The organism is Fictibacillus fluitans (assembly GCF_030418125.1).
Classification (GTDB): Bacteria; Bacillota; Bacilli; order Bacillales; family Fictibacillaceae; genus Fictibacillus_C; species Fictibacillus_C fluitans.
Genome location: NZ_JAUHTR010000029.1, coordinates 1 through 20,588, shown reverse-complemented (window position 1 = coordinate 20,588; position 20,588 = coordinate 1). Strand labels below are relative to the sequence as shown.

22 protein-coding genes are annotated in these 20,588 nt (G+C 44.7%); 9 read left to right on the top strand and 13 right to left on the bottom strand.

Going from position 1 to position 20,588, the window contains the following annotated elements:
• Positions 1 to 40: 40 nt before the first annotated feature.
• From QYB97_RS24830 to QYB97_RS24810, 5 genes are all read right to left on the bottom strand, one after another.
• A complete protein-coding gene (locus QYB97_RS24830) occupies positions 41 to 937 on the bottom strand; it encodes a COX15/CtaA family protein (RefSeq protein WP_301168676.1) in 897 nt (298 codons plus the stop codon).
• Positions 938 to 1,090: 153 nt separating this feature from the next.
• Positions 1,091 to 1,492 carry an anti-sigma regulatory factor gene (locus tag QYB97_RS24825; RefSeq protein ID WP_301168675.1) on the bottom strand — a complete coding sequence of 134 codons (402 nt, stop codon included), beginning with the start codon at positions 1,490 to 1,492 and terminating at the stop codon, positions 1,091 to 1,093.
• Positions 1,493 to 1,659: 167 nt separating this feature from the next.
• The gene (locus QYB97_RS24820) at positions 1,660 to 2,352 is read right to left on the bottom strand and encodes a Na-translocating system protein MpsC family protein (protein ID WP_301168674.1); all 693 of its coding nucleotides are present in this window, start codon (positions 2,350 to 2,352) and stop codon (positions 1,660 to 1,662) included.
• Between the two features lie 184 nt (positions 2,353 to 2,536).
• On the bottom strand, positions 2,537 to 2,755 hold the full coding sequence (locus QYB97_RS24815) for a hypothetical protein (RefSeq protein WP_301168673.1): 219 nt from the start codon (positions 2,753 to 2,755) through the stop codon (positions 2,537 to 2,539).
• A gap of 185 nt (positions 2,756 to 2,940) precedes the next feature.
• The gene (locus QYB97_RS24810; RefSeq protein WP_301168672.1) at positions 2,941 to 3,636 is read right to left on the bottom strand and encodes a Na-translocating system protein MpsC family protein; all 696 of its coding nucleotides are present in this window, start codon (positions 3,634 to 3,636) and stop codon (positions 2,941 to 2,943) included.
• Between the two features lie 262 nt (positions 3,637 to 3,898).
• Between QYB97_RS24810 and QYB97_RS24805 the strand changes: the two genes are divergently transcribed.
• Positions 3,899 to 4,687 (top strand): TrmB family transcriptional regulator, encoded by a 789-nt coding sequence (locus QYB97_RS24805; protein ID WP_301168677.1) that lies wholly within the window; start codon positions 3,899 to 3,901, stop codon positions 4,685 to 4,687.
• Between the two features lie 87 nt (positions 4,688 to 4,774).
• Here QYB97_RS24805 and QYB97_RS24800 read toward each other — a convergent pair whose 3' ends face one another.
• Positions 4,775 to 5,611: an STAS domain-containing protein gene (locus QYB97_RS24800; protein WP_301168671.1), complete on the bottom strand. Its 837-nt coding sequence runs from the start codon at positions 5,609 to 5,611 to the stop codon at positions 4,775 to 4,777.
• 360 nt (positions 5,612 to 5,971) lie between these two features.
• Here QYB97_RS24800 and QYB97_RS24795 point away from each other — a divergent pair, with 360 nt between their 5' ends.
• The 3 genes from QYB97_RS24795 (at position 5,972) to QYB97_RS24785 (ending at position 8,808) form a co-directional block, all read left to right on the top strand.
• Complete coding sequence (locus QYB97_RS24795; RefSeq protein ID WP_301168670.1) at positions 5,972 to 7,438, top strand: flavin monoamine oxidase family protein; 1,467 nt, start codon at positions 5,972 to 5,974, stop codon at positions 7,436 to 7,438.
• Between the two features lie 332 nt (positions 7,439 to 7,770).
• Positions 7,771 to 8,589: a YihY/virulence factor BrkB family protein gene (locus QYB97_RS24790; RefSeq protein ID WP_301168669.1), complete on the top strand. Its 819-nt coding sequence runs from the start codon at positions 7,771 to 7,773 to the stop codon at positions 8,587 to 8,589.
• A gap of 6 nt (positions 8,590 to 8,595) precedes the next feature.
• Entirely contained in the window at positions 8,596 to 8,808 is a 213-nt protein-coding gene (locus QYB97_RS24785) for a LapA family protein (RefSeq protein ID WP_301168668.1), read from the top strand.
• Between the two features lie 323 nt (positions 8,809 to 9,131).
• On the opposite strand, the gene QYB97_RS25255 is transcribed toward QYB97_RS24785, so the two are convergent.
• The 3 genes from QYB97_RS25255 to QYB97_RS24775 form a co-directional block, all read right to left on the bottom strand.
• Positions 9,132 to 9,548: a C1q-like domain-containing protein gene (locus tag QYB97_RS25255; RefSeq protein ID WP_356948205.1), complete on the bottom strand. Its 417-nt coding sequence runs from the start codon at positions 9,546 to 9,548 to the stop codon at positions 9,132 to 9,134.
• Between the two features lie 828 nt (positions 9,549 to 10,376).
• Positions 10,377 to 11,024, bottom strand: coding sequence for an HAD family hydrolase (locus QYB97_RS24780; protein WP_301168667.1), 648 nt, complete (start codon positions 11,022 to 11,024; stop codon positions 10,377 to 10,379).
• A 43-nt stretch (positions 11,025 to 11,067) separates the two neighbouring features.
• Positions 11,068 to 11,649, bottom strand: a complete 582-nt coding sequence (locus QYB97_RS24775) for a cysteine hydrolase family protein (protein ID WP_301168666.1) — start codon at positions 11,647 to 11,649, stop codon at positions 11,068 to 11,070.
• A 142-nt stretch (positions 11,650 to 11,791) separates the two neighbouring features.
• Between QYB97_RS24775 and QYB97_RS24770 the strand changes: the two genes are divergently transcribed.
• The 4 genes from QYB97_RS24770 to QYB97_RS24755 all read left to right on the top strand — a co-directional run bounded on the left by QYB97_RS24770 (position 11,792) and on the right by QYB97_RS24755 (position 15,378).
• Positions 11,792 to 12,529 (top strand): YqcI/YcgG family protein, encoded by a 738-nt coding sequence (locus QYB97_RS24770; RefSeq protein WP_301168665.1) that lies wholly within the window; start codon positions 11,792 to 11,794, stop codon positions 12,527 to 12,529.
• A gap of 142 nt (positions 12,530 to 12,671) precedes the next feature.
• Positions 12,672 to 13,331 carry a TerC family protein gene (locus QYB97_RS24765; RefSeq protein WP_301168664.1) on the top strand — a complete coding sequence of 220 codons (660 nt, stop codon included), beginning with the start codon at positions 12,672 to 12,674 and terminating at the stop codon, positions 13,329 to 13,331.
• Positions 13,332 to 13,477: 146 nt separating this feature from the next.
• Positions 13,478 to 14,821, top strand: a complete 1,344-nt coding sequence (locus QYB97_RS24760; protein ID WP_301168663.1) for an alpha/beta hydrolase family protein — start codon at positions 13,478 to 13,480, stop codon at positions 14,819 to 14,821.
• An 11-nt stretch (positions 14,822 to 14,832) separates the two neighbouring features.
• Positions 14,833 to 15,378 (top strand): P-loop nucleotide/nucleoside kinase family protein, encoded by a 546-nt coding sequence (locus QYB97_RS24755; RefSeq protein WP_301168662.1) that lies wholly within the window; start codon positions 14,833 to 14,835, stop codon positions 15,376 to 15,378.
• A gap of 87 nt (positions 15,379 to 15,465) precedes the next feature.
• Here the strand turns inward: QYB97_RS24755 and QYB97_RS24750 are convergent, their stop codons facing one another.
• The 3 genes from QYB97_RS24750 to QYB97_RS24740 form a co-directional block, all read right to left on the bottom strand.
• Complete coding sequence (locus QYB97_RS24750; protein ID WP_301168661.1) at positions 15,466 to 16,200, bottom strand: ZIP family metal transporter; 735 nt, start codon at positions 16,198 to 16,200, stop codon at positions 15,466 to 15,468.
• 65 nt (positions 16,201 to 16,265) lie between these two features.
• Complete coding sequence (locus tag QYB97_RS24745; RefSeq protein ID WP_301168660.1) at positions 16,266 to 17,597, bottom strand: CitMHS family transporter; 1,332 nt, start codon at positions 17,595 to 17,597, stop codon at positions 16,266 to 16,268.
• A 172-nt stretch (positions 17,598 to 17,769) separates the two neighbouring features.
• Positions 17,770 to 18,636, bottom strand: coding sequence for a LysR family transcriptional regulator (locus QYB97_RS24740; RefSeq protein WP_301168659.1), 867 nt, complete (start codon positions 18,634 to 18,636; stop codon positions 17,770 to 17,772).
• 153 nt (positions 18,637 to 18,789) lie between these two features.
• Between QYB97_RS24740 and QYB97_RS24735 the strand changes: the two genes are divergently transcribed.
• Positions 18,790 to 19,947: a 2-methylaconitate cis-trans isomerase PrpF family protein gene (locus QYB97_RS24735; protein WP_301168658.1), complete on the top strand. Its 1,158-nt coding sequence runs from the start codon at positions 18,790 to 18,792 to the stop codon at positions 19,945 to 19,947.
• Here QYB97_RS24735 and QYB97_RS24730 read toward each other — a convergent pair.
• On the bottom strand, positions 19,944 to 20,588 hold a 645-nt coding region (locus QYB97_RS24730), incomplete at its 5' end, for a DUF2238 domain-containing protein (protein WP_301168657.1). The two genes, QYB97_RS24735 and QYB97_RS24730, sit on opposite strands and share 4 nt — an antisense overlap.

Genomic DNA, 20,588 nt, shown 5'->3' with positions numbered 1-20,588 from the left:
GGAGCCCCCAATCGGGGGCTCCTGGTTTTTCTTATATATATCATTCCGGCCGTTTGGTTGTCTGCAAGGCAATGTAGAACAGCACCGCGAAAAGGATGGTAATCAGTGCCGAGTGAGACATGGTGGCGAAAATATTCAATCGGCTCAATACGACAGCCACGCCGCTGACTCCTTGCAGGAGGGTCAAAATCACTGCGAGAAGGGAAGCGTAAAAGATATCGGGCCGGCCGTTTTTCAAATGCCGGATGGAGTAGATAAATAGTCCGAATACCAGGGCGAGCAAGACCAAAGCAGCTATCCGGTGAAGATAATGAATGCCGGGAAGTCCTGCAAATGGCAGGAAGTTGCCGGGATAGCAGCCTGGAAAATCGGTACAGGCCAGACTTGCTTTAACATGGCGCAAATATGCTCCCGAATAGATATCGAGATAGGCGTAGGCAACGGTAATCCAGGCGAACCACTTAAAGCGCTTGGATACCGATTGTTTCACCAGCAAATGAGAGCGGTCCTTTTGCACAACGAACACGCTCAAAAGAACAACACCGGTAAAGGCCAACAGTGAAAATCCAAAATGAAGAGCCAGTACTTCAGCTGATTGCGGCCAAAGAACCGCAGCTGCTCCGATTAACGATTCAACAATAATAAAACTGATACCAAGAATGGCAAGGCCTTTTACTTCGCGGTTACCGCGGTAACGGATCCATGCCCAGATTGAAAAGATAATAACAACAATTCCTGCAAATCCGGTAATCAAACGATGTGAATATTCGATCATCGTTGCGACGGTGTATTCAGGAATAAATTTACCATTACATAACGGCCAGTCACTGCCGCAACCCATTCCGGAGTCGGTGTCCGTGACAAGGCTGCCGGCGATCATTAACAAAAACATGACCACACTGGTAAAGACGGCCATTGCTTTAAAGGCTTTATCCATAGAGAAGAGCTCCCTTTAGTAATATATACTCACACTTGACATCATGGGGTATAAGGAGCCTGTAGTCAACTGAGACACAGCAAATGACAAACATTTGTCAATAAAAGAAAAACATTTCGTGAACAAAGGAGAAGCTTAGAAAGTATCCAGAGATCATACCCATTTTACAGCAATAATCGTTGTACCCATTCCGGGGCCGGAGTCAATCGTAAATTCGTCCATCAGGCGTTTAACGCCAGGGAGTCCCATACCAAGTCCGCCGGATGTGGAATAGCCATCTTCAAGCACTGTGCGGATGGAAGGAATCCCGGGCCCCTGATCAATTGCGGTGAGTTTAATCCCTGTTTTGCTTTGATCGAGCAGAGATTCAAAGCTTAGCCTGCCCTTTCCGGCATACAAATATATATTTCTTGCCAGTTCTGAAACTGCAGTCGCAATCCGGACCTGGTTAATGACAGAGAATTTCAAGGTGCGGGCAAGCTGTTTGACTTGCTGCCGCGCAGTCACGATGTCCTTTTCAGTATGTATATCGACAATGATAGCTGTTTTAAGCATGACAAGCACCCTTTTGTACAAAAGCTGATGTTTCAATGATGTAGGTATAAAACAAGCGATCATCCCCTTATGTAAAACATTTTTTAACAAAAAAAGCCAAAAAGAAGGCAGCGTTTGCCTTTCTTTTTGGCTCACATCTAGTTCCACGCCTAGCTTGTTACTGCCTTTTATGCAATTGGTTCCAAAATAAATAACACACTGCTTGAATCACGTCCAAAATTCCAGTCAATGAAGGCATCCCGAACTTTAGTGTTCAGGAGCTTCTCCAATTGCTCCTGGTTTGTGCTCAATAACCTTTTTTCTAAACTTCTTTTTGCGATTCGAAGCATTTCCTGGCCGCCATGGGCAATGATTTCCTTTTCGATGTTCACCAGGATATTTTCCCTCACAACGACCAGCGTCCGGGAGTTGATCAGGTAGGATTGGATTAGCCCGGGTATTTTTTCAGCCTCAAGACTGATCCTTCCGATTTCTTCGTGAAACGCCATTTGATTTGTATAAGTTTGACTGGGCTCTGCAGGATTGAACGCTTTGCTGACGGCAACAAACATGCCGGTTTTTGTTTCGAGGTTCCAATCATAATAAAAATCCAGAATGTCCATGCCTGAGCGGGATTCCAAATACTTGGTGATTTCCCCGCTTAATGAATCCATTAGCCGGTCCCGTATTTTTTGTACCAGTTCTGCCTGGCCGGATTGAAGCAGAGACCGTTCGGTGGGTGAAAGAAAATTGGTAAAGTAAATGGTAATGAAAGGGTCTGCCACAGTGACAAATACGGATCCTGGACCTTTTCCAAAATGATCTCTGAGGATACGGCCAATATAACTGCTGAGTTCTCTTTCCACATTTACTTGATCCATTGATGTCTCCACCTAATCCTTAATATGACTTGACTGTATAAAATTTCTACTTGACATCTCCGGTAACTTTCTATTTATAGTATTCGTGCAATAATATGATTTCCCTTCCTTTCTTTGATGAAAACTTTAAATTATTGCAGAAAAAATACCACTTGAACCTCAAGCGGTATTTTTTCGACTGAAATCAAGAGTGTCCCATTTCTTTTGCGGGTTCATGTTCATAGATGGCCTTCTGGTACATTGTATTTCCATAGCCGATTTGGTTTTCATAAACAATTGAACCCAACAGCAGAATGTCTTCGCTGATTTTCTTTTTAAAAAATTCTTTATCACATGTCTTGTAGTCATAAAGCAATCGACGGAGCTCTTTCATAAACATCGACATCTCGTGTTTGTCAGCCATATCGACAAAACTCCTTTTTGTGAACTTACAAGGGGTGCAATTAGATAAAATCGTTCTCTACTAATGTACCCGTTTGTAGAGTATTTTTATCTTTTCAGCGAAAAAAAGAGCCGAAAAGAAAAGGACCAATCCTTTTACTTTCCGGCTCATGACTGGCACATTGTGTCCAATTCATTACTGCCGCACTAAATTTTTGGTTTTAAGATGAGTGTAATAATGCTGTTATCTTTTACAAAATCCCAATCAACAAAAATATCAAGAATATCCGCATTTAAAACCTCATCATAGTCATCATTCTGAAGCATGAGGCCTTTTTCCAATGGGCGTTTACAGACACGAAGTGTATCGTCAAACCCCATTGAAATCAGCTGTCGTTCAATTGCCACCAAAATTCCTTCCCGAACAACTACGAGTGTTCGGGGACTCAACTTATACGAAGTAATTCGTTCAGGTTCCTTTTGCGCAAGCTTACTCATTTTAATAATCCGGTCATGAATTTCCTGTTTTCCCTGGTAGGGTTCCCCATCCGTTAAATCTGCTTGAAGATCGTCAAGACAAACCCCTACGAAAATACCGGATTGATGCTCAAGATTCCAATCATAGTATAAATGCTGTATATCGATGTCTGTAACACCTTTTATTTGTCCTGTAATCTCAGGTTCAAGTGATTTCATTAACAGTTCTCTGGTTGTCATTACCCGTAATTCTTCGTTCTGGTTTAACAAGATTTGTTCCATGGGTGAGACAAAACCGCTGACATAAACGACTACATAAGGTTCGTAGATCGTTACATGGATGGCTTCCGGCCCTTTGCCGAAATTATCCCTCAATAGTTTACCAAGATTATTCGCCAGCTTGGATTGCTGTGCTTTTACTTCCATACGTTTTCATCCTTTTTTGAGAAAGAAGCATCATATCTTCCTTCCAATTTTTATTTTAGCACCTTTACGAAAAAAATCAAACAACTCATACAAAGAGTTTGTATTCTTTTTTTATCCGTTTTTGTCACCTGTAAAACGTTTTAATTTGTCGAAAAAATGCCTTTTTAGAAGGTGGAACTTGGGGTAAAAATGCATTAAAATAAAGGAGTATATAAAAATACTCCTTGTTAGGAGTAGTTTAATGAAACCACGGAGGGACGATATGATCAATCTGTTAAAAAAGCTCGGTATGACGGAGCTGGAATCAAGGTGTTACATCACCTTGCACGAAGAACCTGACCTTACGGGTTATGAGGTGGCAAAGAGAGTTGCTGTGTCTAGGGCAAACGTGTACGCCGCTCTAAGATCACTGACAGAAAAAGGGGCATGCAGAAGCATGGAAGGAGAGACCGTGCGCTATAACGCCGTACCCATCGAGGAGCTGGTGAGGCTGTTTCAATCCCAGTTTGAACAGACTTCAAAAGCGTTGATTGAGGAGTTAAAGACCCCTCCGCGTCCGGCACCTGCTTTTTATAACTGGCAGGGTAACAAAGGATTGGACCTGGCAATTCAGCGGGTGATCGCAAACACCGAAGAGGTAATGGTAGCTGAAATCTGGGCGGAAGATCTGTCTTGGGTGGCGGAAAGCCTGCTTGATGCGGAAAAGAGAGGTGTGACGGTGGTTCTTATTTCTATCGGGGAAACCGATATCGCGCTTGAACATGTGATCGTCCGCCAGCTGGAGGATCAATGGCATACAGATGAACGGAAATTTTCATTGTTGTGCGATTCGAAAACGGCCTTTATTGGAAGCTTTGGCGGCACACTGAAACCGTCTTCTGTGGAAACGGACCATCCAGCTGTCATTGAAATGCTGAAGAATAACTTCTACCATGATTTGATCATGCAGCAGATTGAGCACGACTTTGCTTCTGATCTTCATCATCGGTATGGTGAAAATTATACAAAACTATTAAGGTATTATATCCATGAAAAAGGATGGAAGGTATAAAGGGTAAAACGCGAAAACATGCGGCCAGTTTGAATTAAGAAATTGATAAAGAGGCTTCATTCATGAGGGGAGAGTTACTGCGGAACTCTATATTCTTACCTTTTTCTTCGTTTCAAAAAGATGTGCCAATGCCATTTGTAAATTGCCAAACTTCATGATTTTTGAAAAATCGAGCCCGAGCTGAATACTTGTCATCGCAATCTCGGGGCGGATACCTGTAATGATCGCTGTGATACCGACGAGGGAAAGCTGTCCGATCACAGTAAACAATTCCTCTGCAACCATGGTATCCAATAGATAAACACCCGACAAATCTATAATTAAGTGGGTTAATTTAAGGGAAAGAGCTTTCGTTAACGTTTGCTCCTGAATGACGTTCATCCGCACCGAGTCAATATCACCGATCAGCGGAAGAATGCCAATCTGTTCGTTGATCGGAATGATGGGAACACCCAACTGCGCAACCAGCTGCCTTTGGTTCACCTTTTCCAGGTCTGCATCATGATAATGGTCGACAAAGACTTCAATAATAATATCAAAGGCGCTGTTCAGCTTATAGCTCCATGTACTGATATCAGTGACTTGCACATGATCATGAAAGCGGGCAAACTCTTCGATAAACTGCCAGTAAACTTCACGGCAGCGTTTAAAGTTTCGTATAATCTGCAGCAGGGGAACACCCTCTCGCTCCCGCTCGAGTGCCAGCTCCTTTGCCCATTTAAAGAGATCATGTTCGTATTGGATGAATCCGGCAAGCATGTTGGTGAATTGGATATGCTGTATGCGCAGCTTTTCTTCAACTTCTTTTGGAGCATATATCGAGTAGCGGGAATTCTGCACTGCCTCCCTCCCTTTCAGCCACTCATCTGCCATCTGATGGGATTGGTCGATCAAGTACATATAAAGCTGCCTTTCAATCACCATTGATCCTTCCTCCAATCTAATAGGAATCTTTCGTGCAAAAGTGCAGGGTCCTGTTTCATATGCGTTTTTGCATATACTGCAGCGTTACAGGCAGTGAGGGAAGTAGTGATCCCAGCTTAAATGAGGGATGAAAAAGTTTGTTGATGTATTGATTTCTCCTATAAAGGAGTTAACTCCTCCTTTTATACTAAAATAGCAATGTGGCTAATAGTCAACAAATTAATAATCATTTCCCGGGAAATTTTTGTCGTATTTAAACGTAAACCTTTTGGAGCCAATTGGTTGGTCATTAAAATTAATTCCCCTCCCGTTAAGTGCATATGATGAAAGAAGGCTGCTTAACAGGTTGGAGGGTCAATCATGGCAGAAAGAAGGCTCTTAACGGAAAGCGAGATGCTTAACACCATTCGCAACGGGCTGCCGCCGGCAGTGGCGCCGAAAAAAATTGCGATAGCAGGAGCGGGCATGGCCGGCCTCGTAGCGGGAACGCTCTTGATGGATGCCGGCCATGATGTCAGAATCCTGGAGGCTTCACAGCGTGTTGGAGGGAGAATCTATTCTGTCCGGGCTCCTTTTACAGATGGACATCATTTTGAGGCGGGGGCGATGCGGATTCCGCACACCCACAAACTGGTCTTTGAGTATATTCACCGCTTTAATCTCCCGTATAACCGCTTTGTGAACCGTCTGCCTGAGGATTTGTTTTATGCGAATGGCCGAAAAACGAGGTCTGCTGAATATGACCGGAATCCGGAGCTGCTCGGTTTTCCTGTCGCACCGCACGAACGGGGAAAAACAGCAGAGGATCTGATGAAGTATGCGATTGGTCCGCTTATCGATTACGTGAACCAAAATCCAGAAAAGAACTGGCCAATCGTGATTCAGCATTATGAAAACTACTCTGTCGATGCTTTTTTGAAAAACAATCCGTTTGGCCGGTCGTTATCGGCGGGTGCGGTGGATAAAATTAAGGTGCTGATTTCTCTTGAGGGGTTTCCCGAGCTTTCTTTCCTGGAGACCTTCCGTGATATTTTGCTTATTTTTATTCAGCCGGATTTGCGCTTTTATGAAATTACGGGCGGAAACGATCAGCTGCCCAACGCGTTCGTTCCGCATTTAGGGAATCGCCTGCTCTTTGGAAAACGGCTCACCCGTATCGTGCAGCGTCCAAAAAAGGTATCTCTATTTACTGAAAACCCGGTCAGCAGGGAGGCGGAAGAATTCGAGGCCGACCGGGCGATCATCACCATCCCTTTTTCCGTGCTCAACTTTGTTCAAATTGAGCCGGAGCAATCACTATCTTATTTGAAACGAAGGGCGATCAGGGAACTTCATTACGTGCCTTCCACCAAGGTGGGCATACAGTTTAAAAACCGATTCTGGGAACAGGAGGGCCTGCATGGCGGAAAAGCGGTAACTGATCTCGCCTCGCGCTTTACCTATTACCCCAGCCATTATCCTGCCGGTGTTCAGTCCGGAGTTGTGCTCGGCAGCTATACATGGGAGGATGACTCAAACCTATGGAGCTGTCTGCCAAGCCGGATACGGGTGGGGGAAACGCTGAGGTGCCTCTCTGTATTGCATGGCCCCCAGGTATTTGAGCAGTACATGACAGGATCCTCCTTCTCCTGGACCAATAATCCGTATGCCGGGGGAGCCTTCACCATGTTTAAGCCCTATCAGGAAAAAGAGTTCGGAGACGTAATTTCCACACCGGAAGGAAGGCTTCACTTCGCCGGGGAGCACGCCACCACGACCCACGGCTGGATTCAGGGATCCATCGAATCGGCCATCCGCGCCGCCCATGAGGTGCATGAGAGTGAATAAAGGAAGAGAGCTCCGCTGTTTAGTTTGGACAGCGGAGCTTTTTTGTGTTCTCGGAATCTATGAAAATGACATGATATGCAACTAACATGACCCTCGAACTTTTGCATGCCTGTAACATTGGGCGTAAACTTAGGTTATCTTCTGAAAAAGTGATCCGAAGTGGATGGACAAGCGTTAACATAAAAAAAGCTTCTAAAAGAGGCACCGGACACATAGTTGTTTACTAACATGTCCATTAACTGGGTTTGTCTTCCATTGCAAATGATTTGAACTTATGTATAATCTTTGTATAATTGCTGAGTGACCTGCCGGCTTTAGGAAAGGAGGCTCATATGACAGCTGCTGCTATTCTAAAAAAACTTGCCAGCCGATTTTTCGCACTGCGAGTTTATGATCTGTCTGCTCAGATGGCCTATTACTTTTTAATGTCCGTATTTCCATTCCTGCTGGTCATATATTCCTTGTTGGCCTACCTGCCGATCAAGGAAGAAAACATAATGGAGCTGGCCAAACCGTACGCACCGGAAAATACGTACTTACTGATTGAAAGAACCCTGACCTATACGGTGACCCATCAACAGGGGAACCTATTGTCATTCAGCCTGGTCATTACATTGTGGCTTTCGTCCATGGGGTTTCAGTGCATCAAGCGGGTGATGAACGACGCTTATGCCATTGAAGTGAAAGAAAGCTTTTTTAAACAGATCCTGGAGGGCATCGTTCTCACCATCGGCTTTATGATTGCGATTCTTTTCTCTGTATTTGTACCGATTATTGAAGAATTAATGAGGCATTACCTGAACGACGTATTTACATTAGACGGCTATCATAAACTATGGATTCTAATTCAGTGGGGGATTGGAAGCTTATTTTTGCTTCTTTTCTTCATTGCACTTTATTATTTTGCCCCAAATGTGAAATTGAAATATGCAAAAGTGCTGCCGGGTGCCTTTTTTTCCATGATTGGCTGGCAGCTTGTATCCATGGGCTTTGCCGCTTATGTGAGAGGAAACAACTACTCAGCGCTCTATGGGCAGCTTGGCGGTATTGTGGTACTCATGCTTTGGTTTTACCTGTCGGCCATGATCATCGTGATCGGCGCACTACTAAATACTATCGTCTATCCGATCAATGAACACAGAAAGGACTAACAAAAAATGAAAGCACAGGGATACTTGATTTTTGGCTTGCTGTTCGCCGTGCTCATCGCTGTTTTTGCGGTCGTCAACGGCAATGATGTTGAATTCAACTATATTTTCGGCAGTGTAAAATGGCCGCTTGTTCTCATTATTTTAGGTTCTGCTGCCATCGGCGGACTTGCTGTCGGCCTGCTTGGCTTCATTAAAATCATTCAGCTGCGGAAACAGTGAAGGTACTGGAGAGGGAGCGTGCAGCGGGCGGGGAAGTGACAGCAGCTCCGGAAGTGGAAGAAGCACCGGACTCCCGTTTGCATGAGTGAGTGCTATAATGATGAGCCTTTCCGTGTTTGTGCACGGGGAGGTTCTTTTTGATTGTGTTGGCTGGTTTACATAATCGGGTTTTGGCGGGTAAATGTTTGATTATGGCGGGTAACCGAAAAAAATGGCGCGTATTTCTTCCATTACGGCGGGTAAGTCATCTGTTTCCGCGGGTAAACGGGATTCCAATCAAAAAAAGCGCTTCTGACAGGGTCAGAAACGCTTCTCGTCTGAAATTAGCTTGTGCGCGCGCCTTCGAAATAGCCGCTTTCAATTACAATATCCTGTGAAGTGGTAGCAAATATAGCAACTCTTACAACGTCTCCAGGATTAAGGAATATATTGGTGCCACAACCGTTTATGTCAACACAGTTTGTTCCCTGGATGCCTTGTACAGCCAGTTGCCTGATATTTGAAGCATTTCTCTGAAGAAACAGGGAAGCAGATCCGCTTGTTGCCGCAGATATCCCCCGAACCTTTGCCTGAGCGCAAAATTTGTACACACCGGCGCGAGTAGCCGTGAATTCAGAGCTGAATACATTATATTCATTGTTGCGATTGTAGATCATAGTCGGATAATTAACGGTGGTAACCACATTCTGGGGTATTCGCTGCTGAGTCGTTGTTTCTGCAAGGAAATAAGAGAATCCCATTGGAACAGGCAGAAAGTTAACAACCGGCCCTGGAATTCGGCACAGATCGACAGGTGGTCGAGGACTTGAACTGGAGCTGCTGCTCTCCTGATGGTGGCTGGAACTCGAACTGCTGGAACTGGAACTGGAACTGGAGCTAGAGCTAGAGCTAGAACTTGAGCTGGAGCTAGAACTGGAGCTAGAACTGGAACTGGAACTGCTGCTCTCGGGATCAGGACAATGGCAGCTGCTCTCTTGATAGTGACTGCTTGAGCTGCTTTCAGGTACAACATGGTGGCTTTCCTGGCAATGACAGCTGCTTTCCGGATAATAACTGCTGCTGCTCTTCTTGTGGTGACTGCTGCTTTTCTGATGATGGGAGCTGCTAAGTTTTATGTTCGGAGTGCTGCTTTCGATGTGAGGGCTGCTTTCACATCGGGTGAGGCTGCTCTCCACCTGGGTATGGCTGCTTTCCAGACAAGGACATTTGCTAGAGCTTGAACTGCTGCTTTCCCAACAATGACAGCTGCTGCTCTCGTAACGTTTACGCATTTATCTTCCTCCATATAATATTTAAGTTGCTACACATAACGTGTTTCTACTAGTGTATGCGGACAGGAAGTAAATGCTTGGACATATACCTTGGTCAGGTTGTTTAAAAGAGGTGAGCAGTTTACATAATCGAGGTTTGGACAGTAAATTTTGAATTTCGGCCAGAAAAACTTCAATTTCGGCCAGTAAATGTTCCAATCTGGCCAGTAAGTCTCTCATTCCGGCCAGTATTTAACATTCCAAGCTTTAAAAAGCACAAAAAAAGCGCTCTGCATAAGGCAGAACGCTTTTTTTACCTCAACGAGTGTGAACTCCTTCTAAAAAATCTATAAAATCGCTGATATTTTCAAAGGTTTGATGAGGTTCGTGGCTGAATTCTTTCGTTTGGACCTCTGGCAGCCAGTGTACACCGATTGCGCGGACCCCGGCACGCTGTCCGGCTTCGATGTCAGAGTCGCTGTCACCAAGAAACATGATGTCTTCCTTTGAAACGCCAAGCTGATCGATGGCTTTTAACACACCTTCGGGATGTGGCTTTGGTTCGCTTACATCATCCCCGGTCATAATGACATCAAACAACCCGTTCATTCCGAGTTTTTCCAGGGAGATGTTCAGGCTGCGCCGGCTTTTCCCGGTCATGATGCCAAGCTTCAATCCCTTATCCTTCAAGGACCGAAGCAGGTCATCCATTTCAGAATTGGCTTTCACCAGATCGGAATGCTTGTCTTCATAGGTCGTATAAAACGTTTCGATGGCGCTCTCCTTGTCGGAATGCTCCAGATGATCCTGAATGATCACCGGCTCCACGGGTCCGAACATCTCTCTAACTTCCTCATCCGAGAAGTCTTTATCATCATATTTTTTAAATACAGTTTGAAAGGAATGGTAGTTCACCGGCAATGTATTGGCAACCGTACCATCAAAGTCAAAAATAAGTGCTTTCATACATGACACCTCCATGGCCTTCTTTTCCCATAAAAGTGACAGGCTATTCCTTTATCACTAAGGTAATTTTTGAAAGAAGTTCTTCGGCAGACAGGATAGTGGCAAATTCTTTGTTCAGCATGGCCAGTTCCGCACGGAAAATTTCTTCTGCTGAAAAGTGGTATCCGATATGATCCTTCAGCTCAAAAGCAGCGGTGGCATCGCACACCAAATACGTCAGAAAGCCCAGATTCCCGCTCATGCGGGTCGTTGTGGAAACACAATGCTGAGTCGACAGGCCAGTTATGACAACATGCTGTATTTTCTTTTCTTCAAGATGCTTTTGCAGGTCAGTGCCAATGAAGGCACTGTTTACGTGTTTCTGAAAGACCGTTTCATCTGGTAGAGGCTCGCAGCCTTCTTTAAATTGGATTCCTGCCTCTTTTTTGTAATAGAGGGGGGACTCGGGATTGAGCGACAGGTACTGGGTATGGATGACCTCCCACTGTTTCTTTCGCCATTCCCCAAGTAAAAAAGCGATTTTTTCTTCTGCGTGCTTATTATTCCGTTCGCCCCAGTACGGTTCGTCAAATCCTTTTTGAACATCTAAAACGAGCAGCGCGGGCTGATCAAATTCTATCTCCATTGAGTATCTCCTTCTCTCATTCTATCTATGTAACGTTAACAGTATGATCGATATGCTGAGAGTTATTCTTTAAAAGCAGACATTCACCCGTCCGGATTGCCAGGAATACATTGGTACGAATGGTTTACAGGGAGTGGGGCGCATGTTATTTGACAGCGATACAATCAGGAGAAAGAAACTAGCGTTATGGCAGCAGGGGGCAATCGAGGAGTTTGAGAGAAGAATGAGATCGGCGACACGGCCGTTTCCGTGTATTCCGGCCACCATCGGCGATTCATTGCGGCAGTTTCGTTTTGGATTTGCGGGTAATCCGGGCGATGCTTCCTCAATGGATGATTTGGCCGTGCTCTTAAAGGAATATACAGAGTGTTCAAGGGACTGCGGAGATTATACGTCACTTGTTGTGTTTTATGAAACTCCTCAGGAAATGGCGGAACACATGAAGGTGGAGGAATATGAACAGCTGTTTTGGAGCCAGCTGGCCGGATTGGCTGAGCGGGATCCAGGGGAATGGCCGGCCCATGTACCGAACGATCCGCATCAGGCCCTATGGGAATTTTGCTTTCACGGGGAACCGTATTTTATGTATTGCGGTACTCCGGCACATGTGAACCGCAACAGCCGGTACTTTCCCTGTTTTATTCTGGCCATTACACCACGATGGGTGCTCGAGAGATTCAATGCTTCCCCGTCCAGGGCTTCTAAAATCAAACAACGGATTCGTGAGCGGCTAAAAAAATATGATGCAGTGGATATTCACCAAGATTTGAAAATGTACGGATCGAAATACAATTACGAATGGAAGCAATATTTTTTGCGTGATGATGATACGACGGTATCCAAGTGCCCTTTCCACAGGTTTTTCAACAAGAAAAAATAGCCCCTGAAGCGTTCCTTAAAATAGGAGCGCTTTTTCATTTCCAATCGTTTTTATGGACAAAATACTTAGAATATAGAATAAAAAATGATAAACTATTATAATGTGATATTAGAGAAAATTTTAATATGGATAAGGTGGTTTCATGGATAATTTATTGGTTAATCTTTTAGAAATCCTTCTTATAAATATTGTACTGAGCGGGGATAATGCAGTGGTTATCGCGCTTGCCTGCCGAAACCTGGAGGAGCGGCACAGAAACAAGGCCATTTTCTTCGGTACGTTCGGTGCAGTATTTTTAAGAGTGGTATTAACGTTTGTTGCGGTTTATTTATTGAAGATTCCTTTTTTAAACTTTGTCGGCGGACTGCTGCTGTTGTGGATTGCGATTAAGCTTTTAAAAGGGGAAGAAGAAGGAGACATTGAAGCGAACTCCAGCCTTTCCGGGGCGATTAAAACCATTGTGGTAGCGGACCTTGTCATGAGTTTGGACAACATCGTGGCCGTTGCGGGAGCTGCCAACGGAAATATCGTGCTGATTATTCTCGGTCTCATCATCAGTATTCCATTAATCATTTGGGGAAGCCAATTGCTTATGAAGATCATGACACGCTTTCCGATCATCATCGTTCTCGGAGCAGCATTGCTCGGTTATACCGCAGGTGAAATGATATTAAAGGACAAGGCCGTGGGGCATTATCTGGAAAATATTCATTTGAATCTTCATCTCATTCTTCCGCTGCTGCTCGCCCTGCTTGTCGTTTTTGTCGGCAAATTCAGCGGCCGACATGCAGAGAGTCATTAATTTTAAGCTGGACATGCCAGGCACTTTCTTTTGACCTACGTCAATAGGGTGACCTGGCTTTTTTGTTATCTGAATTCCGCACCTATCAAATAATGGAAAATATGGTAAGGTTGAATGATAGATGATGTTGAGAATGGAGCTGAATTATGGGTAAAACATTAAAGCTGTTTTTTCTTATCATGCTGATTTTCAGTACAGTGGGGTGCAACAAGGAAATGAAAACAGACGGACAAAACGCTTCCAATCAGAATCCATCCATTGAGGGAAACTGGAAGGGTGAGATCAAGATTCCAAACCAGCCTCTTGAGATTTTAGTGGAATTTAAAAATGAGAAAACAGGAGCTATCAGTATTCCTGCACAGGGAGTGGAGGATTTTTCTTTAGCAGATATCAAGAAGGATGGCAAGGATGTTTCTTTTTCTATGCCGCTGCCGGGCCAAAGTATCAAATTTAAGGGAGAGCTTAAGGATAAAACGATGAGCGGGACGTTTACACAGCAAGGTCAACACTTTCCCTTTCATTTGGAAAAAACAAATAAGAGAGAATCGAAAGCAGATCAAGAGAACTTTTTATCTGTTGAAACACCAACAGGCAAGCTGTACGGTTCGCTTCTTACACCGGATGGAGGAACAAAATATCCCGTTGCCCTGATTATTCCTGGTTCTGGGCCGACTGACCGTAATGGGAACTCTCCTGCATTGGGAGGCAAAAACAATAGCTTGAAAATGCTCGCTGAAGCATTGAAAAAGCATGGCATTGCAAGTGTGAGATATGATAAGCGGGGAGCAGGGAAGAATGCACAGGCGGTGATTCCGCAGAAAGATATGCGATTTGGTCAAAATGTGGATGATGCCAAGAAATGGCTGGACAAGCTGAAGCAGGATGAACGCTTTTCAAAAGTTGTTGTCATTGGCCATAGTGAAGGTTCTCTGGTAGGCATGCTTGCCGCAGAAAAAAATAACGCCGATGCTTTCATTTCTCTCGCAGGCGCGGGACATTCCATCGACCAGGTATTGAAACAGCAGTTAAAAGCCAGTTTGCCGCAGGATCAATATCATAAAAGTGAATCGATATTGGGCCAATTGAAACAGGGGGAAACGGTAAATGATGTGCCCGGCTCCTTAAAAAGTGTGTTTAATCCGAGTGTTCAGCCGTATTACATTTCATGGATGAAATATGATCCGGCGAAAGAAATCCGAAAACTGAACCTTCCTGCGTTAATTATCAATGGAAAACATGATATTCAAGTGCCTGCGTCCGAGGCAGAGACCTTGAAAAAGGCCAAACCCGAGGCAGAGCTGCTGCTGGTTGATAAAATGAACCATGTGCTGAAAGAAGCTCCGGCTGAAAGAGAGGCCAATCTTAAAACGTACACCGACCCATCGCTTCCGCTCGCTGATGGGCTTGAATCAGGGATGGTTGAATTTTTGCAGAAGCATAATTTTAAAAGTGAAATAATAAAAAAAGCTGCAGGTCAGGCCGGGGAATGAGGAGAATAGCTATGAAACAAGGCAGATTGGTTATCATTACTGGTTCACCAGGGACAGGTAAAAGTACGACGGCTTCTATTGTTGCTCAAGAGTCTGACTTATCAAAGTCGGTACATATGCATACCGATGATTTTTATGACTATATTCAAAAGGGAGCAATACCTCCATTTTTACCAGAATCACAAGAGCAAAACGTCATTGTTATTGAAGCCTTTCTGGAAGCTGCAAAACGTTTTTCACGTGATTACGATGTGATCATAGATGGAATTGTTGGTCCTTGGTTCTTAGAGCCATGGTTAAAAGCGGTACAAGATCATTATGAAGTACACTACATTATCTTAAGAGCGAGTAAAGAAGAAACAATGAAGCGAGCAATCAACCGGACAAAATTGGACGAAGATACCAACATTGAACTGGTAGAAAGAATGTGGGGGCAATTTACCAATTTGGGTATCTATGAATCCCATGTTATTGATACAACAAATCAATCAACCGAACAAAGTGTTTCTGCCATAAAAGCTGTGATTGAAAAGAAGTCTTCTTTACTTACTATTTGATGCTCAGACATAAAAATGACTAAGCACTGTGATCTCACAGTGCTTTTTAGCTATTCCATATGCGATTAGGTTCAGACAGGAGCTTTTTCAAATCGTCGTTAAAATCAGTGAGACCAGCAGTCCGATCGCAGCGATGAGACCGACAATCGATCCTCCCTCTTCAAAGGCTTCGGGCATCATGGTGGAGCCGACCATGGTAATAATGCCGCCCGCGGCAAAGGAGGCGATGATGGCCATGAGTTCCTCAGAGGCGTTTTCCAAAAAGAAATAGCCGCCCCACGCGCTAAAGGTAGAGATCAAGAGAACCGTCAGCCAAAGGATCATAATTTTTTGTTTGCTCATGTTGCTTTTCAGCATACCTGACGTACTCGACAGGCCTTCGGGAATATTACTGATAAAAATGGCGATAACCAACAGCCAGCTGACATTGTTGTTTTCAATAAGGCTGGCACCGATCATGATGGATTCAGGGATGGCATCCATTACGGTTCCGATAAAAATGGCAAGGCCGGACCCGCTTTTCGCGGCACCACTCTGACCGGCAGAGCGCTTCCGCTGATGCCCTCCTTTTCTGGATATGAAGAAGTCTAAAAGTGTGAAGACGATGGCGCCAACTAAAAAGCCCGACCCTGTCGGAAGCAGGCCCCCTGACCGGACCGACTCGCCGAGTAATTCATAGGTGGCTGCACCGATCAATACACCTGTACCAAACGACATAATAAAGCCGATCACTCGTTTTTTGATGGGGAGAGCCATGGCCGCAATTGCTCCCAGCAATACCGCTGAACCGGATATGGCTCCCCACATGGCAGCAATCCACATGTTTCCGCCTCCTTTGGTAGTATTACAGTTTTACCCAAAGGAGGCGGATAAGTAACCATTCAAATTCAGAGCAGGGTTAAAGCTCCAGTAAGGAGAGCCAGTCCTGTAATAACCACACCGGTCAAAATCGCCCATTTATAGGCAAAGCGCTGAAACTCACTAATATCGACATTGACCATACTGACAAGCAAAAAGGTGGAAGCGACTAACGGACTCATTAAATGAACAGGTTGTCCCATAATGGAAGCCCTTGCAATTTCAATCGGACTCACTCCATAAGCGGAAGCTGCTTCTGCCAGAATGGGGAGTACGCCAAAGTAATACGCATCATTGGAGAGAACAAAGGTAAACGGCATACTGGTAATGGCCCCAATTGCCGGGAAAAGCGGTCCGGCTGAATCCGGAATGATGGAGATGAGTGCCTGGGCGATTGCGTCGACCATCTTGGTGCCTGATAATATACCTGCAAAAACACCAGCGGCAAACACCAGGAGTACCACGGTCAGCGCATTGTTCGCGTGTGCGGCGATGCGTTCCTTCTGAAGATCAAGATTCGGGTAGTTGATCATTAACGCAATGATGAAACCGACCAGGAATAAAGCTGGAGCCGGAAGCAATCCCATCACTAACACGGTCATTATCATAAGAACAAGCAATAAGTTGAAATAGCGGAGATGCGGCCGTTTGATGCTTGCAGAACCATCGTCATAAACGGTTTCCTGGGCGGCAGCCAATTGTGAGAGAATCTCAGGATCTACTTTGTTATGCTGTATATCTGCAATTCCAATCCTGCGGCGTTCTCTTTTTCCAAGCAGATACCCTGTAAAAACGACCCATAACGCGCCACCGATCATGGTCGGCAGCAGCGGGATGAAAAATTCAGAAGCATCCAGCCCCATTACAGCAATGGCCCGTGTAGCAGGACCTCCCCACGGAGTCATACCGCTCATAATGCTGAGGGAAAGCATGGATACGGTTGCGAGAATCAATGGATTCATCCCAATGCGGATATAAAGGGGAAGCAATGCGGAAACAGCGATCATATAAGTGGTGGTTCCATCCCCGTCTAACGCAACCAGCAAGGAAAGGATCGCCGTTCCCATGGCAATTTTTACAGGATCTCCTTTAACAATCTTGAGAATCTTTTCAATGAGTGGATCAAACAATCCGGCATCGATTAAAATACCGAAAAACAGAATGGCAAAAAGCAGCAAAGCAGCAGAAGGGGCGACAAGCTTAAGGCCGTCCATGATCATGGTGCCAAGCTTCCCTCCAAACCCTCCCAAAACAGCAAACACAACAGGAATAAGAGTCAGAGAAGCGATGGGTGATAATCGTTTCGCCATAATCAAATACGTAAACACCACAATCATTACAGTACCTAAAATAGCCAGCATAGTACGAAAACCTCCTCAATTCTGTATACGCTTTCAAAAAACAGGTTTTGTAAAAGCGTCTAACATGTTTGTTCAAGAATAATACATGCAAAAGAATAAGTTAAATATATATTTTTTAAGAATTTATATAAAAAATATTTATAACATAACTATGCTGGATGAAATCTCTTTATTAGGTTGTGGACAATTCTTGGTGTAAAAAATCAGTAAATGCTTTTACTACAGCCAGATTGAGAGAATCGGGATGATACATCAGCCAGGTATCACGGAGGACCGGTTCGTTATTTTTATAAGAAAGACCTTTAACAAAAAGATCATCTGAAGGCTGGAGACAGATTTCGGGAACAATTCCGAATCCAAGCCCGTGCTTGACCATTACCTTGCATGTTTCCTGGCGGTCCACTTCCATGGCGACAGAAGGCGGGCTTGTAAAATTATCGCGCCACCAGGCATTGATTAAATTATCAAGAGATGAGTCCGTCTTATAGCTGATCAGCGGTAAATCCGGCAGCTTATCCAGGTTAACCTCAGATTTGGAGATAAGGCATAACCTTTCCTTTGTCAGCAAAAATTTATCTCCCTGCCAATGGTAATCCCCTCTTAATACACCAACATGGACATTGGAAGCATCCAGCAGATTCATTATTTTCGTGCTCCAGCCGGTATTCACTTTAAACTGGACATCAGGATAGATTTGCGAGAACCGTTTAAGAATTTCGGGCAAGCGGTATTGCGCAAAATTACTGGAAACCCCGATTCGAAGTGTTCCTTTAACGGCTTGTCCGATATTTGAGATATGATCTTTTGCCCTCTGCAGTTCTTCAATCATCTGTTCTGCATATTTAGCGAGATATTCTCCTTCTGCGGTAAACTCAATTCCTCTTTTTCTTTTATAAAACAACCGGCTGCCGAAGGCTTCTTCGAGGTGCTTCAGGCGGTAGCTCAAAGCAGGCTGGGAAATGTACAGTCTTTCTGCCGCCCGCGTAATGCTTTTTTCCTCAAACAATATTTTCATTAATGCCCAATCTTTCTCGTCCATTTTTCTCACTCCTTTTTTTCATCCTACCACTCCTGTTTTTAGTTATAAATATTTTTTAAGGTTTTAGATAAATAATATGTATTTAATTTATCGGAAGAATTGGACTAAGATGAGGTCAAAGAGAGAAGTTCAGAATTAGCTGAGGTGATGAAGATGACGAAAATTCCGGTAGCCATTATGCGGGGAGGAACAAGCAAAGGCGCATTTTTCAATGAACAGGCTATGCCAAAGCAGCGAGAGGATTGGGAAGGATTTTTGCTGGATGTCATGGGAAGTCCCGACAATATGCAAATTGACGGATTGGGCGGCGCCAATTCACTTACCAGTAAAGTAGCCATCATTAAAAAGTCAAAGGAAGCCGATGTGGACATTGATTATACCTTTGCCCAAGTCAGCATCGACAAGAAAATGGTAGATTTTAAAGGGAACTGTGGAAATATTTCTTCGGCAGTCGGTCCTTATGCGATCGAACAAGGGCTGGTCGCGGCAAGAGAGCCGGTAACGGAAGTAAGGATTTACAATACTAATACAAAAAAGGTGATCATTTCTGAAGTAGAAGTGGAAGACGGAAGGGTGAAGCAGGAAGGGAACTGTTCGATTCCAGGGGTGCCGGGAACCGGTTCTCCCATTTATCTGTCGTTTGAAGATGCGGAGGGATCGGTGACAGGCAGGGTATTTCCCACCGGGAATGCCATTGAATTGATCGAAACCTCGTTTGGTGTCCTGTGTATATCGATCGTCGATGTGGCGAATCCGCTAGTTTTTGTAAAGGCCGCAGATGTGGGGCTGAACGGAACCGAAATGCCTGATGACTACTCCACAGAATCATTAGCCAAACTGGAAGAGGTACGATCCATCGCTGCCGAGCTTTGCGGATTTTGTTCGAGAGAAGAGGCGGCTCACCGTTCGCCAGCTGTGCCAAAACTTACGATTGTTTCTGAGCCGACGGAATACATCGATCTTACCGGAAGGAAGCGGATGGCGGAGGAAATGGATTTGGCGATCCGCATGATGTCCATGCAGCGGCCGCACCGGGCGCTTGCCATCACAGGTGCAGTATGCACAACAGCTGCAGCTTACCTGGAAAACACCATTGTATCCCGCCTGGTTCCCAACCTGAACCGCACACTTCGCCTTGCCCATCCGGCGGGGATCATGGAAACGCAGGCAGAGCTTCATGAAAAGAAAGTCCACGCGATCAAAGTGGTGCGAACATCAAGAAGAATTATGGAAGGTTATGTTTATACCAAAAAAGAGTATGAAATGGCAGCTTCAACAGAGGATCACAGAAAAGAACAACTCGTCATTTAACGGCCAATTTTCCATTTTGCATAAAGTGCAGCGATCAATCCGCCTGCCACACCAGCTAAAAGGTCTTCCATCGTATCTTTGTTTCCGCCGAGCTGCATCGTATGGGTAGCCACCAGATCTGCGGTAAATTCATAGATTTCCCAGAGGGCGGAGGCGAGGCAGGAAAAAGAGAGAACGAAAAGAAAATAAAGCCAGGGAGATACGCGGTCCCGGAGCTTTTCGGGCACAAACATCTTATAAAGCGACATGGCACAAAGGCCGACGAAGACCCCTTTATAGAAATGAACCGTTGTATCCCACCACTGAAATTTGAGATAAAACTGCATGATGCTTCCAAGATAGGTGGCACTTAAAAGAAACAGAAAATAACCGATAATAAGAACCAGAGGAAAGGGATTTCTCTTCATAAGCAGCAGGCACAGGGGCAGCGCACTGACAGCGATTCCGCCAAGAGCAACCTGCCAGCGGGAGGAATCATCTTTCATAAAATAATAGATGAAAAGGCCAAGCATAAACGTCATAAAAAGAAGACTGCTCCATTTGATCATTTTTCGCTCCACCACTTTCACCTGCCTCCCTGTACTGTTATCAGTATGGCCAACAGGGAAAATACGAAACAGGAAAAAAGCCGCAAGCACCGA

What these genes read in the sequence shown, in the direction of transcription:
- QYB97_RS24830 (WP_301168676.1), bottom strand. Translation starts at nt 937, where the DNA reads ATGGATAAAGCCTTTAAAGCAATGGCCGTCTTTACCAGTGTGGTCATG.
- QYB97_RS24825 (WP_301168675.1), bottom strand. Translation starts at nt 1,492, where the DNA reads ATGCTTAAAACAGCTATCATTGTCGATATACATACTGAAAAGGACATC.
- QYB97_RS24820 (WP_301168674.1), bottom strand. Translation starts at nt 2,352, where the DNA reads ATGGATCAAGTAAATGTGGAAAGAGAACTCAGCAGTTATATTGGCCGT.
- QYB97_RS24815 (WP_301168673.1), bottom strand. Translation starts at nt 2,755, where the DNA reads ATGGCTGACAAACACGAGATGTCGATGTTTATGAAAGAGCTCCGTCGA.
- QYB97_RS24810 (WP_301168672.1), bottom strand. Translation starts at nt 3,636, where the DNA reads ATGGAAGTAAAAGCACAGCAATCCAAGCTGGCGAATAATCTTGGTAAA.
- QYB97_RS24805 (WP_301168677.1), top strand. Translation starts at nt 3,899, where the DNA reads ATGATCAATCTGTTAAAAAAGCTCGGTATGACGGAGCTGGAATCAAGG.
- QYB97_RS24800 (WP_301168671.1), bottom strand. Translation starts at nt 5,611, where the DNA reads ATGGTGATTGAAAGGCAGCTTTATATGTACTTGATCGACCAATCCCAT.
- QYB97_RS24795 (WP_301168670.1), top strand. Translation starts at nt 5,972, where the DNA reads ATGGCAGAAAGAAGGCTCTTAACGGAAAGCGAGATGCTTAACACCATT.
- QYB97_RS24790 (WP_301168669.1), top strand. Translation starts at nt 7,771, where the DNA reads ATGACAGCTGCTGCTATTCTAAAAAAACTTGCCAGCCGATTTTTCGCA.
- QYB97_RS24785 (WP_301168668.1), top strand. Translation starts at nt 8,596, where the DNA reads ATGAAAGCACAGGGATACTTGATTTTTGGCTTGCTGTTCGCCGTGCTC.
- QYB97_RS25255 (WP_356948205.1), bottom strand. Translation starts at nt 9,548, where the DNA reads ATGGGATTCTCTTATTTCCTTGCAGAAACAACGACTCAGCAGCGAATA.
- QYB97_RS24780 (WP_301168667.1), bottom strand. Translation starts at nt 11,024, where the DNA reads ATGAAAGCACTTATTTTTGACTTTGATGGTACGGTTGCCAATACATTG.
- QYB97_RS24775 (WP_301168666.1), bottom strand. Translation starts at nt 11,649, where the DNA reads ATGGAGATAGAATTTGATCAGCCCGCGCTGCTCGTTTTAGATGTTCAA.
- QYB97_RS24770 (WP_301168665.1), top strand. Translation starts at nt 11,792, where the DNA reads ATGTTATTTGACAGCGATACAATCAGGAGAAAGAAACTAGCGTTATGG.
- QYB97_RS24765 (WP_301168664.1), top strand. Translation starts at nt 12,672, where the DNA reads ATGGATAATTTATTGGTTAATCTTTTAGAAATCCTTCTTATAAATATT.
- QYB97_RS24760 (WP_301168663.1), top strand. Translation starts at nt 13,478, where the DNA reads ATGGGTAAAACATTAAAGCTGTTTTTTCTTATCATGCTGATTTTCAGT.
- QYB97_RS24755 (WP_301168662.1), top strand. Translation starts at nt 14,833, where the DNA reads ATGAAACAAGGCAGATTGGTTATCATTACTGGTTCACCAGGGACAGGT.
- QYB97_RS24750 (WP_301168661.1), bottom strand. Translation starts at nt 16,200, where the DNA reads ATGTGGATTGCTGCCATGTGGGGAGCCATATCCGGTTCAGCGGTATTG.
- QYB97_RS24745 (WP_301168660.1), bottom strand. Translation starts at nt 17,597, where the DNA reads ATGCTGGCTATTTTAGGTACTGTAATGATTGTGGTGTTTACGTATTTG.
- QYB97_RS24740 (WP_301168659.1), bottom strand. Translation starts at nt 18,636, where the DNA reads ATGGACGAGAAAGATTGGGCATTAATGAAAATATTGTTTGAGGAAAAA.
- QYB97_RS24735 (WP_301168658.1), top strand. Translation starts at nt 18,790, where the DNA reads ATGACGAAAATTCCGGTAGCCATTATGCGGGGAGGAACAAGCAAAGGC.